Here is a 13255-nt window from a genome sequence, read left to right as displayed (position 1 = left end):
TTCAGTCGGCATCGCAGTTGGCTTACACTGGCGCTCTTTTCATACCGAGGCCGCGTAATCATGGCTCAGTACATCTATACGATGAATGGCGTCGGCAAGGTCGTGCCGCCGAAGAAACATATCCTCAAGGATATCTACCTGTCGTTCTACCCGGGCGCCAAGATCGGCGTGCTCGGCTATAACGGCGCCGGCAAGTCGACGCTGCTGCGCATCATGGCTGGCATCGACACCGAAATCGAAGGCGAAGCACGGCCGATGCCGGGCATCAACATCGGCTATCTGCCGCAGGAGCCGCAGCTGGACGAGTCCAAGGACGTGCGTGGCAACGTCATGGAAGGCCTGGGCGACATCGCCGAAAAGCTCGCGCGCTTCAACGAGATCAGCGAAGCCTTCGCGGACCCGGATGCGGACTTCGAAGCCCTGCTCGCCGAGCAGGCGGAACTGCAGGAAGCCATCGACGCGGTCGACGGCTGGGAGATCAACAACACGCTGGATCGCGCGGGCGAAGCGTTGAACCTGCCGGCCTGGGAGGCCGACGTTTCCAAGCTGTCGGGCGGCGAGCGCCGCCGCGTGGCGCTTTGCCGGCTGCTGCTGTCCAAGCCGGACATGCTGCTGCTCGACGAGCCCACCAACCATCTGGACGCCGAATCCGTCGCCTGGCTGGAGCGCTTTCTCAAGGACTTCCCCGGCACCGTCGTGGCGGTCACCCATGATCGTTACTTCCTCGACAACGTCGCGGGCTGGATTCTCGAGCTCGACCGCGGCCACGGCATTCCCTGGGAAGGCAACTATTCCTCCTGGCTGGAACAAAAGGAAAAACGCCTCGAACAGGAACAGAAGTCCGAGGACGCCCACCAGAAGGCGATCAAGGCCGAGCTGGAATGGGTGCGCAGCAACGCCAAGGGCCGCCAGTCCAAATCCAAGGCGCGCCTGAAACAGTTCGAGGAACTGCAGTCCAAGGAATACCAGAAGCGTAGCGAGACCAACGAGATCTATATCCCGCCGGGTCCGCGGTTGGGCGATCTCGTGTTCGAGATGAATGATGTCACGAAGTCCTACGGCGATCGCACGCTCTACGAAGACGTCTCGCTCAAAGTGCCGCAGGGCGCGATCGTGGGCATCATCGGCCCCAACGGCGCCGGCAAGACCACGCTGTTTCGCATGCTCAACGGCGAGGAACAGCCGGATTCCGGCGAGATCCGAGTCGGCGAAACCGTCGATCTGGCCTATGTAACCCAGTCACGCGAAGAGCTGGATTCGTCCAAGACCGTCTGGGAAGAAGTCTCCAATGGTCAGGACATCCTGCAGATCGGCAACTACGAGATTCCGTCGCGCGCCTATATCGGCCGCTTCAACTTCAAGGGCGGCGATCAGCAGAAGCGCGTATCGGAACTGTCTGGCGGTGAACGCAACCGGCTGCAGCTGGCCAAGCTGCTGCAGAAAGGCGGCAACACCCTGCTGCTCGACGAACCCACCAACGACCTGGACGTCGAAACCCTGCGTGCACTCGAGAATGCCCTGCTGGAATTCCCCGGCGCCGTGCTGGTGATTTCGCATGATCGCTGGTTTCTCGACCGCATCGCCACGCATATCCTCGCCTTCGAGGACGACGAGGTGGTGTTCCTGGAAGGCAACTACCAGGACTTCGAGGCCGACCGCAAACGCCGGCTCGGCAATGCGGCCGAAGGTTCGGCCAAGGCCAAGCATCGCAAGCTGGCGTGATCTCCGCCCTCGCTCGGTGACTGAAAGCCCCGGTCGAACGACCGGGGCTTTTTTGCGTCAGTCCCTATCGACGATCCGCCGGCGTTTGCCGTACATCGGCTCCAACCGCGATACGGAGATGCGAACCATCGCAGCGGTAGCGCCGCCGGGCGGGCCAGCCTCGCCGCTGCTCACCCGTGAAATCCCAGGACCGGATAGAGCGAGGCGACCAGCAGCGCCGCCATGGCGATATTGAATACCTGCCGCCGGCCGGTGCTCGACAGCCACTGGCGCACCACCGTGCCCAGCCAGGCCCAGATCGAGATCGCCGGAAAACACACCACCGCGAACGCGACCGCCACCAGTGTGACGGACAGCAACGAGCGATCCGGCGCGTAGATCGTGATCGCCGACAGACCGATCGCCCACGCCTTCGGGTTCACCCACTGGAACGCGGCCGCCTGAACGAACGTCATCGGTCGGCCACCCGACGATGCCGCTTTGACCGGCGCGGCCGTGGCAACCTTCCAGGCCAGCCAGAGCAGGTACGCGATGGAAACGCCTTGCAGCACCGTGCGCACGGCAGGAAACGCGTCGAAGAGCGCCATCAACCCGGCGCCCGCAAGCAGGGTCAGTACCGTCAGGCCCGCGACGATACCGAGCATGTGCGGCAGCGTCCTGCGAAACCCGAAATTGGCGCCCGACGCCATCAGCATCAGGTTGTTCGGACCCGGCGTTACCGTGGTCACGAATGCGAAGCCGAAAAGAGCGGCCGACACGGACAAGGTCATGGTGTACCCACGCGCTGCGATGAAGTATGCCGCAATTTTACGCCGGACTTCGCGCAGGATATGGTCTTATTTACGCCTCATTTCTGTAACTTTTGCACGTCATGGTCAAAATAGACGCTTCGGATCGTCGAATCCTGCACGAACTCAAGCACGACGGCCGGGTGAGCAACGTGGATCTCGCCGAGCGCGTGCATCTTTCGGCTTCGACCTGTCTGCGCCGCATCCAGGAGCTCGAGCGCAAGGGCATCATTCGCGGCTATCGCGCCGTGACCGATCGCGAGCGCCTCGGCCACGGCTTCGTCACCTACGTCAGCGTGGGCCTGTCTTCGCATACCAAGGCCGCACTGGAGGACTTCGAAACCGCAATGCGGCACGCCGATGAGGTGGTGGAATGCCACAAGGTGGCCGGAACGTTCGAATATCTGCTGCGGGTGGAGAGCACGGATCTCGACAGCTACAAGCGCTTTCATACCGACGCGCTCGGCACCCACCCGCACGTCAGCGCGATCACGACCTATCTCGTGATGGATTCGCCTAAGGACGATCGCGCCTGAGAACTCGCAGAAAGGACTCGAAGCTGCAACGCAAACGGGGCCACACGAGTTTGGTTTCAATCTGGACACGCCACGAGCGGCGCGCCGCGCAAGGAGAGCTTCGACAGCCTGCTAAAACGCGCCGATGAAGTGATGTACGAGCAGAAGAAGAAAAAGAAGCGTCTGCGCGAGCGCAAGGTCTACACACAGGCCGACATGCCCACCCGCCAGAACAGCTGACCGGGCGGGCGCGCCGTTCGATTGCGCAACCGCGCCGGCCCGCCCGGCAATGGTCAAAGATTCGGCAACGCGCACGCAGCCACGCCGTGCGCCCACCACGCCACACTATCCACAGGGTTGTGCACGGCAACTGTGGAAAGCGCTCGCTCAGTGCACACGCACAATGGGATCGGGTTCACCAGGCATGGTCGCCGGCACGAACGCCCCACCCGGGGTGGCGGGTTTGGCGCGCGATGTTCGTGGCATGGGCGGGCCGAGCCTGAGATGGCGCTGCCAGTATTCCCGCGCCGGTTGCGAAAACCAGTGATACGGCGCGGTGACGAATACGTGCGCGAGGTAGGCACGCCCGGCGAGATCGATCAGTTCACAGACATCGCGATAGGTACCGGCCGACATCACCCGTGCCGCGATACGCTCGGGCGACTCGGTATCCGATAGGGCATCCGCGCTGAAATAGCGCCGCGCCATTCGCGCCAGAAATTCTTCCAGCTCGTGGGGCTGCAGTTCCGAGTTCGTGATCATGGGGTCTACCTGCAAAAGTTGTTGTTCGGGCGGATGGGCTACGAGCGCCGGGCCCGAGGGGCGCCGCTTTCGTCGTTGGCCTGTCGCGAGACGCTGCGACTCCTGAGCGCCCGCGCCGTCGTCATCCTGTTGCTGGCATAGCCTGAACCGGCGCTGTGACAGGTCGACGACATCGCGCACACGATCGAATCCGGCGCGATGAAATCGTGATCGGCCACGCGCGCGCCGCCACTGCGCCCCTGCAGCCGCCCGGCTGTATTGGCTACACTGGCCGGATGCACGATGCAGACATGTTGAAAACCATCGCCGCCGAGCTGGCCCGTATCGCCGATGTTCAGGAAGCGCGACTGGCCGACGAGCGGCGCGCGGTTGGCGGCGATATCGACTGGTCCGCGCTGGCGTTTCGCTGGCGCGAGGATGGACGACTGCAGGCGATCGACGCACCGATCGCCCTGCCGCTGGATCGCCTGCATGGTATCGAGACGCAAAAACAACGGCTGGTCGCCAACACCCGTCAATTCGTGGCCGGACTGCCGGCGAACAACGCCCTGCTCTGGGGCACGCGCGGTTCGGGCAAGTCGTCGCTGGTGAAAGCGTTGTTGCCGACGTTCGCCGACGACGGCCTGCGGATTGTCGAGGTGCCGGCCCACCGGCTGGTCGACCTGCCGGATCTGGTCGCCATCCTCGCCAACCGGCCGGAAAAGTTCGTGGTGTTCTCGGACGATCTGTCGTTCGAGGCCGGTGACGGCAGCTACAAGGCACTCAAGGCCGTCCTCGACGGCTCGCTGGCCGCCGCGCCCGACAACGTGGTGATCTATGCCACCTCGAACCGGCGCCACCTGCTGCCCGAATACCAGTCGGAGAACCAGGCCGCGCAGCAGATCGACGGCGAGATCCATCACGGCGAGGCGGTCGAGGAAAAGATCTCCCTGTCCGAGCGGTTCGGGCTGTGGCTCTCTTTCTACCCGTTCGACCAGACAAGCTATCTGGAAATCGCGGCCCGGCATCTCGCCGCTCGTGATATCGACGCCGAGATCGGGGTCGATGCCCCCTGGGAGCGTGCCGCCCTGCAATGGGCGCTGGCGCGCGGCTCGCGCAGTGGCCGTACCGCCGAACAGTTCGTGCGCGACTGGGCGGGGCGCCAGGCGCTCGGCTAGCGTTTACGCGGCATTCCGCAACGGCGCGCGGCCACGCTACGCGTCGGCCGATTCCGCCGCGCGAACGAGTTTTTGCCCGCAGCGCCGGCAGACATAATCGGTGCCCTGCTGCGCCCGCCTGTGGCGAATACTGGTCAGCCAGGCGTCTTCGGCGCAGGCGCATTGGTAGCGAAAGCGCTTGAGCTGGCGTACCGGCTCGGTCGGCAACGTATGGCACGGCGCGGGGTCGACGCCGAAGGCCCGCATGAGCGCTTTCCATTCCTTGCCGTGCGGGCGCGCACGGCGGCCGTAGAGCCGATAGATCACCACATGCGCGACTTCGTGCGGCACGGTCTCGGCCAGCATCTCCTGCGGATGGGATTCCAGCAGCGCGGCGTTGATACGAATCCGACAGTCGCGGCTGCGGCGGGCGAAGATCGCCTGCCCCGCCGAACGGCCGCGCAGGTCGAAGGCGACCGCGGGCACCGGCAGCCGGCGCGCGCTCGCGCCGGTGATATCGCGGGCGCGTTCGATCCAGTAGGCGGTCTCGCGCGTGGCACGGGTCTGCAAATCCTCGTCGCCGAGATCGAGACGATGCTGTTCGGCCTGGGCCATGGGCGGGGCGTGTCATTTCGAGAGTCGACCAGCGGCTCAGCATACCTGCTTGCGGTCATCCGCTGTGCTGCGCCGGCGCGGCCGCGGGGGCGCCGCCATGGCAATGACCTGGCGCAACCCCAGACGCTGACGGCGAACCCAATCGGGATCGGCCAGTTGATCGCGCAGACAGAACGGAAACTGCTGGCTCAACTCGGCCAGGCGACGATCGGCCTGCTCGCGCAGTCCGCACAGCCGGTCGTGTTCGCGGCGCAGCGCGACGATGTCGTTCGGCAGCCGCGCCGATGCCGCGTTGTTACGCGCGCGCCCGAGCAGTTCGCGCAGTCGGGCCGCGTCGCCGGCGCGATAGGCCATGACCACGAGCGACCAGAGCCCCTCGCGATCGGCGGCGGCCACGTTCGGGGCCACGTCGGGATGCAATGCGGCAAGCAGAGCCCGAAAGATCGCCCGCGCCTGGTCGGATTCGACCGGCGCCAGCGTGGGCCAGTCCCGGCGCGGCGCGGTGGCCGCGGCGACGCGCATGTCGTGAGCGGTGTCGGCATCCCGACGCAGGTCGCCAAAAGCGGCCCAATACTGGGCGGCCCATTCGGGGCCGTCATGAAAACGCCAGTCGGCCTCGATGGCCAGTGCGCGCACGAGACCGCGACGTTCGTCGCGGGCGGCCTGCAGCAGCGCGGCATGGGCCGGGTGGGTCAGTCGTTGGGCGGTGGTCATGCTCATCGGTCACTCCCTGTATTCAACGTGACTACAGGGTGGCGCGGCCGGTGGGTCATTCGACGACCCTGAGCTGTATGGATTTACATTATTTCGTGTTGGCGCCGTATTGCGCCGCGGCGGCATGCAGGCGTTCGGCCGCCGCTGCACGCAGTTCCGACGGCGCGATCACTTCGGCTTCCGGGCCGTAGGCGAGCACATCGGCCAGCAGTTCGGCGGATGCCGAGTACGGCACGCGCAGTTCATAGCCGCCGTCGGCGAGCACCTCGCCCTGCTGATCCGGATGCCACTCCTCGTCGGCGACCCAGCGTGCCGCGCGCGCACTGAAGCGGATCACCGCGGTATGGGCCGGCGCGCCGGAGAAGATGCCATAGCCGCCGCCGAGTTCCGCTTCCAGCGTGGTCTCGTCCATCTCGATCGCCGCATCCTCGAGCGCATGCGCATGGCGAATACGATCCAGCGAGAAGCTGCGCAGGCCGTCGGCGTCATGACACCAGGCATCGAGATACCAGTTGTCGCGGTAATAGATCAGCCGCTGCGGCGACACGGTGCGCTCGCTTTCGGTATCGCGCGCGCGCCCGTGATAGCGGATCGTCACCCGGTGTCGCATGGCCATGGCGCTGGCGACGTCGGCAAAGGCAGGCCCGGGCCGGCGCGCGCTGGCGCGCAGGATACGCGTGCGCTTGGCCAGTTCGCCGGTGCCCATGGCACGGCTTTCCAGGATGCGCTCCAGGCGCTTGCGCACCGGCGCGAGATCGAGCGCGAGCAGGCCCGGCTGCACGGTTTCGAGCAGCTGGTCCATGGCCAGCAGCGAGACCAGCTCGGAGGCGTTGAACCACAGCCCCGGCAGTTCGAAATGCCCGCCCGCGCCCTCGTCGGCGTCGTTACCGTCGGCATCGCGCGCGTAGTAGTAGCCGTTGTATTCGCGGTCGTACTCGATCGGCGCGTCCAGATACAGCCGCATGTCGCGGATGATGCGCTTGACCGTGGCCGGCGAGCATTCGAGGCGTTCTTCCAGCGTGGCCTTGGGAATCGGCCGGCGTGCGCCGGCGAGCTGCTTGTGCAGCGCGTAGATGCGATCGAAGACGTTCATGCCGCGAGTCTATCGTTTCGTTCGAAGCCCGCGCATGAAAAAGGCCGCGCTGCTGCCAGCGCGACCCGTGTGCCAGACGCGAGGCCGATTACGGCGCGTCGCGCTGGGCCTTCAGATTGACGATACGCGTGTCTTCGACCGCCGGCGTTTCGGCCTGTGCATAGGCGCTGCCGCCGTTGGCCGGGTTGTAGAGCGCCTGCAGGTGTTCGGCCAGCGCGTCCTGTTCGGTACCGCTGGCCGCGAATGACGCCAGGCCCGGATCGTAGGCCGTGCTGACCGCCGACGGATCGGTCGCCGTCGCCGGGTCGAGATCCACGCGCTGCGGGTCGGCCAGATTCATCAATGGATAGGCATCGCCGCATTCCTGAGTGCCGGCGTCGTAGTTGTCGCCGGGCACGCAGGCCGCGGTGAAGGCCAGCAGCACCATGCGAATGCCGCGGCTGGCGTCGCCCTGCAGGACGCCGTTGGCCACAATCGTATCGGTGGCCGTGCCGGCATCGTCGATGAGTTCCAAGGTGCGGATACGGCTGCCGGCGGTCGACGCACCCAAGCTCGTCTGGTCACCGACCCGCGCGGTTTCATCCGCATCGAAAGCGATGCGCATGCCGCCGATCTGCGGGAACTGGCCCGGCGTGGCGCCGTCGGTCGTCGCCGCGACCGCGTGCTCCATGATGTCGCGCAGTTCGGCGGCGGTGACGGTTATCAGCGTCAGGCTGTTATTGAAACGCAGCGAGCCGGCGATATCGAACTGCGACACGCCGCCCGCCGGCTTGCCAATCGACTCGTTGGCCTGGGGCGGGCGAAATTCCGGCTCGGCGTCGTTCGAGCCCGGCGGCACGACCACCTGGCCGATATCGTCGCGAATGCCGCCGCCGTTCTTGAGCGAGACCTGCACGCCCGGCTCCACCAGCCGTGCGTAGTAGAGGTTCGCGTCCGCAGTGAGATCACCGAGATTGGTCTCCTCGGTACGCACCTGGGTACGGCGCCCGTCGAGATAGACGTCGGTGATGCCCTGGACGTTGCCGTCCTGCTCGGCGAGCACGTCCTGAAGGGCGGACTGCACGGCCAGTACGTCTTCGTCGGCGCTGGTATCGAGACCGCGGGTGGCGAGCATCTCGACCACCGCATCGGTCGATGCCCAGGCGCCGTTCTCGCTGCTGTCCAGCGTGCGCGTGATCAGCACGCCGGCTTCGTCGAAATCCACGACCAGGCGGCCGAGGTATTTGTAGTCGCCGTCGACATTGACCACGAGCGTCGGCGTGCCGTCCGGCCCCTCGAAGGACAACGGATAGGTATCCGCCGCGGTATCGCCGTCGCGCAGCGTGTCGTTGCCGTCGGCCAGCAGCGTGTTGGAGCCGCCGGCGATGATGATATCGACATCGTTCAGGCGTGTGGCCAGGGCCTGCTCGATCGCGATCTGCTGCATGTGCGCCATGAGCACGATCTTGTCGATACCGGCATCCACCAGCGCATCGATCGCAGGCTGAATCTCGGCCGCCAGCGCATCGTAGCCGGCCTCGTCCATGGTGAAGCCGGACGGCGAGACGGTGATGCCGCCCGTCGAAGTCAGGCTCGCCAGAGCCGGCGTGCTCGCACCGACCAGGCCGATCGTCTCGCCACCGACCTCGACCGTCGCCGAACCGGCTACGCGACCCGCGCCGTCGCTTGCCGACATGCCGTCGGCCACGATCAGGCCGGACAGATTGGCGTCGGTGGAAAAATCGAGGTTGGTGGAGAGATAGGGAAACGCCGTTCCCGGGTAATCGCCATCGGCCACGATCAGGCCGGCGAAGGCTTCGGTGCCCTGGTCCAGATCGTGGTTGCCGACGACCGAGGCCGCGGTATCGAAAGCGTTTACGAACACGATATCGCCCCGGCCGTTGCCGGGTACGCGGAGTGCGGCGCGTGTGTCGGCGTTGTCGACGCCGGCGGCGAAAAAGCGCGGGCCGGGAATGAAATTGTCGCCGGAACTGAGTACCAGCGTGTTGTCTGCCAGTTCCTCGTCGCTTTCGAAGGCGTTGATCAGGCGCGAGAAATTGGACACATACTCGAGCGCTGCGGTCGAGCCGTCCATGTCCGCGAAATGCAGCAGCTGCAGACGATAGGCCGGCGCGGCGCTTTCCATATCGCCGGAATCGTTGTCGTTATCGTCGCTGCTGGAACAGCCGGCGATGCTGGCGGTCAGAAGAGCAAGCAGCGCAAGTCGTCGCCAGACGGGTTGCGTCTTGGTCATGGGTCCCCCTCAGGTTGATCGGTCACAGGCGGACCAGAACTTACCCGGCGCTCAATGCACGACCATGACGGTTGCCTGACAGCGTGATGACAGTTGCAGTGCTCAACCGCACTGCACAAACTGGCGTACTACTCGACTTTGGTCGCAAACGTTCTTACATGATCCGACTCCACGAAACCGTTCGCGTCGCCCGCGCCGCTGCCGACTGCTACCGCTATCTGCTTGATTTCTCGACCTGCGAGCAATGGGACCCCGGGGTCTATCGCGCCGAGAAGATCACCCCGGGCACACCGGCGGTGGGCAGCGAATTCGATGTGACCGTCAGCCTTTTCGGGCGTCGTGCCACGCTGCGCTACCGCATCACGGCACTAAAACCGGATGCCCGTATCGAACTCGAGATGTACGGCAACGGCATCCGCTCGACCGAGACGATTGCCATCTCGGCCAACGCGGCCGGCAGTGCGCAAATCGACTATCGCGCGGACTTCCGGCTTTCGGGCGCATTGCGGCTCAGCGAAACGCTCGCCCGGCCGCTGTTCAAACGCGTCGGCCGCAAGGCGGTGGCCGGCCTCGCCGACGCGCTCACCATCAAGACCACCGTGCCGCGCCAGAGCTGGCCCAGCTACGCGGCCGATCGAAGCCTGGTGCTCGCCGCGCCCATGTTCACCGAACGCGGCTATCTAGCGCTCGACGACAAGTCGCATAGCGAGTTCATGGACGATCGCGTCGTGGTCGTCACCGGCGCGACCAGCGGTATCGGCGAAGCCATCGCCTGCGAATACGCGCGCCTGGGCGCGACGGTCGTGCTCGTCGGCCGCGATGCCGACAAGCTCGCCGCCTCGCGCCAGACCGTGCACGATTTCGCCGGCGGCGATATCGCACGTATCCATGCCGAACAGGCCGATTTGATCGACGTCGCCGAGACCCGGGCCCTGGGCGAACGCCTGACCGAACGGTTTCCGCGTATCGATGTGCTGGTGAACAACGCCGGTGCGATGTTCGATACGCACGCGCTTACCGACGACGGCTTCGAGCGCACGCTGGCGATCAACCTGGTCGCACCCTTTGTGCTCACGGAAACGCTCATGGGGTCGCTCATCGCTGCCGGCGCACGCGTGGTGAACATGTCCAGCGGCGGCATGTATCTGCAGCCGCTGGTGCTCGACGATATGAATCTCGAACAGTCGGATTACAGCGCCAGCAAGGCCTACGCGCGCGCCAAACGCGGACTCGTCGCGCTGACCCGCCACTGGGCGCGTCGCTACGGCGATGCCGGCGTGCGGTTCAACGCCATGCATCCCGGCTGGGCGGCGACGCCGGGGGTGACGAAATCCCTGCCGGGCTTCGACAAAGTGATGGGCCGGTTCCTGCGCGATGCGCGCATGGGCGCGGATACCGCAGTCTGGCTGGGCGCGGCCGAAGCAGCCAACCACTGCCAGGGCGAGTTCTTTCTCGACCGCACTCCGCATCCGACCGCGGTGCTGCCGAATACACAGGTACGCCCGAGCGATGCGCAGGCGCTTTATGGCTGGCTTCGCAACGAGAGCGATATTCCGGTTCATGGCTTCGAATAACGACGAACAACGCACCCGCCGCCGGCGCATCATCGGCGCCGGCGTGCGCAGTCTCGGCCGCGGCGTGCTGCACACCATGCCCGGCTACGATCGCGCCAAGAGCTGGCAGAAGACCGGCCAGGACTGGTTCGACACTCTCGGCGGGCTGCGCGGCGCGGCCATGAAGCTCGGCCAGATCGCCTCGCAGTACCGTGATTTCCTGCCCGAACAGCTGGCCGATCAGCTCGCGCGCCTTCAGCGCGACGCCGAGCCTTGGGATTTCGAACGGCTCGAACCCGTGCTCGACGCGACGTGGACCGAAGAACAGCGTGCGCTCGTAGCGCATATCGACGAGAGCGCGCTGGCCGCGGCTTCCATCGGCCAGGTGCATCGCGCCCAACTGGCGGACGGCCGCGACGTGGTCATCAAAATCCGCTATCCCGGCGTGGCCGATGCCGTGGATGCCGATATCGCCAACCTCGGCCGCCTGCTCAAGCTGTCGCGGTTTCTGCCCATTCGCGGCAGCGATATCGACGCCGTGCTCGATGAACTGCGCGAGCGCTTCATCGAGGAAACCGACTATCGCCACGAATTGCGCAATCTCGAATCGCTGCGTGCGATCGGCCTGCCCCGCTTCGTGCTGCCCGAACCGGTACCCGAGCTGTGCACCGACGCCGTGCTCGTGACCAGTCATGTGCCCTCGGCGCCCATTGACCAGGCACCGGGTGATCTCGGCCAGGCGATCGTGAGTGCGATCAACCGCCAGGTGTTCACCCACGGCGTGCTGCATGCCGACCCCCACCCCGGCAATTTCGGCGTCACCGACGACGCCCGGCTGGCCCTTTACGATTTCGGCTGCGTGAAACGCCTCGACATCGACACACGGGCCGGTTTGCGTGACGTGGTCGCGGCCGCACTGGAAAGCCGCTGGGCCGACGTACACGACGCACTGCAGCGCCTCGGTGTGGTGCCGCCCGGCAGCTGGGCGCGCCACAGCGAGCTGTATACCGAGATCTACGCCGGCCATGCGGCGGCTTCCCTCGGCCCGTTGCGCGACAACCCACATTACGTGTTCGGCGACGACGGGTTGATCGAATCCATACGCGGGGAGATTCGCAAGTCGCTGCGCCACTGGAAACTGTTCAACGCCGCGCCGGAACTGGTGTTTCTTATGCGCACGCTCAGCGGCTTGTACTGGATTCTGCGCAGCATCCATGCCGAAGCCGACCTTTACGCCGAACTGGAGGCCATCGCCGCCGGCGCGTACGACCCGCCGGCAGACGCGCGCGAGCCGAGCTAGTATCCTGCGCAGGCTCGCGTCATACGTGTTCACGGGTTCCCTCACCCCGTCAGTAAAAAGGCCATGTCCATGTCCGTGCTTTCCGACGCCCAGTGGCGTCGTGTCGTCATCGCCCTCGCCGTGCTGCACATCGTCGTCATCGCGGCCAGCAACTATCTGGTGCAACTGCCCTTCACGCTGCTGGGCTGGCATACCACCTGGGGCGCATTCAGCTTTCCGTTCATCTTTCTGGCCACCGACCTGACGGTTCGCATCTTCGGCGCGGCCACCGCGCGCCGGATCGTGTTCGCGGTGATGGGCCCGGCCCTGCTGGTGTCGTATCTTTTCTCGGTGCTTTATGTCGATGCCCGCTTCGCCGGCTTCGACGCACTGGTCGAATTCAACGGGGCCGTCGCCCGCATCGCGCTGGCCAGCTTCTGTGCCTATCTGTTCGGTCAGCTGCTGGATATTGGCGTGTTCCGCCGACTACGCGCCCGTTCGCGCTGGTGGGTGGCGCCCGCGGCGTCCACCGTGGTGGGTAACGCATTGGATACGCTGCTGTTCTTCTCGATCGCCTTCGTGGGGTCGTCGAACCCTTTCATGGCCGAACACTGGTTCGAGATCGCCTGCGTGGACTACGCCTTCAAGCTGCTGATCAGCCTGTGCCTGTTCCTGCCGCTTTACGGCGCGCTGCTGGCAGTGCTCTCCGAGCGATTGCTCGCGCTCGCGGCCGATACCACACCGCGTACGCAGCCAACCGCACGCTGATCAAAACACGCGCGGGCCGTGCTATAACCGGTGCAATGGCCGGTCACCGGGCATGCGCCGGGCGCTGGCACCACAAG

At 65.5% G+C, this 13255-nt stretch carries 12 protein-coding genes; 6 read left to right on the top strand and 6 right to left on the bottom strand.

All coding sequences use genetic code 11. The features are described 5' to 3' along the window. Positions 1 to 60 precede the first annotated feature (60 nt). On the top strand, positions 61 to 1722 hold the full coding sequence (gene ettA, locus J7355_RS13840; protein ID WP_209063684.1) for an energy-dependent translational throttle protein EttA: 1662 nt from the start codon (positions 61 to 63) through the stop codon (positions 1720 to 1722). A gap of 170 nt (positions 1723 to 1892) precedes the next feature. Here the strand turns inward: ettA and J7355_RS13835 are convergent, their stop codons facing one another. Continuing rightward, positions 1893 to 2492: a LysE family translocator gene (locus J7355_RS13835; protein WP_209063682.1), complete on the bottom strand. Its 600-nt coding sequence runs from the start codon at positions 2490 to 2492 to the stop codon at positions 1893 to 1895. A 101-nt stretch (positions 2493 to 2593) separates the two neighbouring features. Here J7355_RS13835 and J7355_RS13830 point away from each other — a divergent pair, with 101 nt between their 5' ends. Beyond that, a complete protein-coding gene (locus tag J7355_RS13830; protein ID WP_209063680.1) occupies positions 2594 to 3046 on the top strand; it encodes an Lrp/AsnC family transcriptional regulator in 453 nt (150 codons plus the stop codon). Between the two features lie 366 nt (positions 3047 to 3412). On the opposite strand, the gene J7355_RS13825 is transcribed toward J7355_RS13830, so the two are convergent. Beyond that, entirely contained in the window at positions 3413 to 3787 is a 375-nt protein-coding gene (locus tag J7355_RS13825) for a hypothetical protein (RefSeq protein ID WP_209063678.1), read from the bottom strand. A gap of 290 nt (positions 3788 to 4077) precedes the next feature. Here J7355_RS13825 and J7355_RS13820 point away from each other — a divergent pair, with 290 nt between their 5' ends. After that, positions 4078 to 4944, top strand: coding sequence for an ATP-binding protein (locus J7355_RS13820; RefSeq protein WP_209063676.1), 867 nt, complete (start codon positions 4078 to 4080; stop codon positions 4942 to 4944). 36 nt (positions 4945 to 4980) lie between these two features. Here the strand turns inward: J7355_RS13820 and J7355_RS13815 are convergent, their stop codons facing one another. The 4 genes from J7355_RS13815 to J7355_RS13800 form a co-directional block, all read right to left on the bottom strand. After that, positions 4981 to 5538, bottom strand: a complete 558-nt coding sequence (locus tag J7355_RS13815) for a SprT-like domain-containing protein (RefSeq protein WP_209063674.1) — start codon at positions 5536 to 5538, stop codon at positions 4981 to 4983. A 36-nt stretch (positions 5539 to 5574) separates the two neighbouring features. Then, on the bottom strand, positions 5575 to 6258 hold the full coding sequence (locus J7355_RS13810) for a hypothetical protein (protein WP_209063672.1): 684 nt from the start codon (positions 6256 to 6258) through the stop codon (positions 5575 to 5577). An 82-nt stretch (positions 6259 to 6340) separates the two neighbouring features. Next, positions 6341 to 7345 carry a YafY family protein gene (locus J7355_RS13805; RefSeq protein ID WP_209063670.1) on the bottom strand — a complete coding sequence of 335 codons (1005 nt, stop codon included), beginning with the start codon at positions 7343 to 7345 and terminating at the stop codon, positions 6341 to 6343. An 88-nt stretch (positions 7346 to 7433) separates the two neighbouring features. After that, positions 7434 to 9578: a bifunctional metallophosphatase/5'-nucleotidase gene (locus J7355_RS13800; protein ID WP_209063668.1), complete on the bottom strand. Its 2145-nt coding sequence runs from the start codon at positions 9576 to 9578 to the stop codon at positions 7434 to 7436. Between the two features lie 158 nt (positions 9579 to 9736). On the opposite strand from J7355_RS13800, the gene J7355_RS13795 reads away from it, so the two are divergent. The 3 genes from J7355_RS13795 (at position 9737) to J7355_RS13785 (ending at position 13178) form a co-directional block, all read left to right on the top strand. Next, complete coding sequence (locus J7355_RS13795; protein WP_209063666.1) at positions 9737 to 11152, top strand: SDR family NAD(P)-dependent oxidoreductase; 1416 nt, start codon at positions 9737 to 9739, stop codon at positions 11150 to 11152. Then, a complete protein-coding gene (locus J7355_RS13790; protein WP_209063664.1) occupies positions 11139 to 12431 on the top strand; it encodes an AarF/ABC1/UbiB kinase family protein in 1293 nt (430 codons plus the stop codon). Before J7355_RS13795 ends, J7355_RS13790 begins: the two co-directional genes overlap by 14 nt. A gap of 69 nt (positions 12432 to 12500) precedes the next feature. Beyond that, the gene (locus tag J7355_RS13785; RefSeq protein ID WP_209063662.1) at positions 12501 to 13178 is read left to right on the top strand and encodes a 7-cyano-7-deazaguanine/7-aminomethyl-7-deazaguanine transporter; all 678 of its coding nucleotides are present in this window, start codon (positions 12501 to 12503) and stop codon (positions 13176 to 13178) included. Positions 13179 to 13255 lie beyond the last annotated feature (77 nt).

Source organism: Endozoicomonas sp. G2_2, from assembly GCF_017744135.1.
Lineage (GTDB): Bacteria > Pseudomonadota > Gammaproteobacteria > Nevskiales > Salinisphaeraceae > Salinisphaera.
Note: the sequence above shows the minus strand (reverse complement) of the source record. Positions and strands in the feature narration are given on the sequence as shown.

Excerpts from the sequence above, each read along its gene's own strand:
- ettA (WP_209063684.1), top strand. The coding sequence starts at position 61 with ATGGCTCAGTACATCTATACGATGAATGGCGTCGGCAAGGTCGTGCCG.
- J7355_RS13835 (WP_209063682.1), bottom strand. The coding sequence starts at position 2,492 with ATGACCTTGTCCGTGTCGGCCGCTCTTTTCGGCTTCGCATTCGTGACC.
- J7355_RS13830 (WP_209063680.1), top strand. The coding sequence starts at position 2,594 with ATGGTCAAAATAGACGCTTCGGATCGTCGAATCCTGCACGAACTCAAG.
- J7355_RS13825 (WP_209063678.1), bottom strand. The coding sequence starts at position 3,787 with ATGATCACGAACTCGGAACTGCAGCCCCACGAGCTGGAAGAATTTCTG.
- J7355_RS13820 (WP_209063676.1), top strand. The coding sequence starts at position 4,078 with ATGTTGAAAACCATCGCCGCCGAGCTGGCCCGTATCGCCGATGTTCAG.
- J7355_RS13815 (WP_209063674.1), bottom strand. The coding sequence starts at position 5,538 with ATGGCCCAGGCCGAACAGCATCGTCTCGATCTCGGCGACGAGGATTTG.
- J7355_RS13810 (WP_209063672.1), bottom strand. The coding sequence starts at position 6,258 with ATGAGCATGACCACCGCCCAACGACTGACCCACCCGGCCCATGCCGCG.
- J7355_RS13805 (WP_209063670.1), bottom strand. The coding sequence starts at position 7,345 with ATGAACGTCTTCGATCGCATCTACGCGCTGCACAAGCAGCTCGCCGGC.
- J7355_RS13800 (WP_209063668.1), bottom strand. The coding sequence starts at position 9,578 with ATGACCAAGACGCAACCCGTCTGGCGACGACTTGCGCTGCTTGCTCTT.
- J7355_RS13795 (WP_209063666.1), top strand. The coding sequence starts at position 9,737 with ATGATCCGACTCCACGAAACCGTTCGCGTCGCCCGCGCCGCTGCCGAC.
- J7355_RS13790 (WP_209063664.1), top strand. The coding sequence starts at position 11,139 with ATGGCTTCGAATAACGACGAACAACGCACCCGCCGCCGGCGCATCATC.
- J7355_RS13785 (WP_209063662.1), top strand. The coding sequence starts at position 12,501 with ATGTCCGTGCTTTCCGACGCCCAGTGGCGTCGTGTCGTCATCGCCCTC.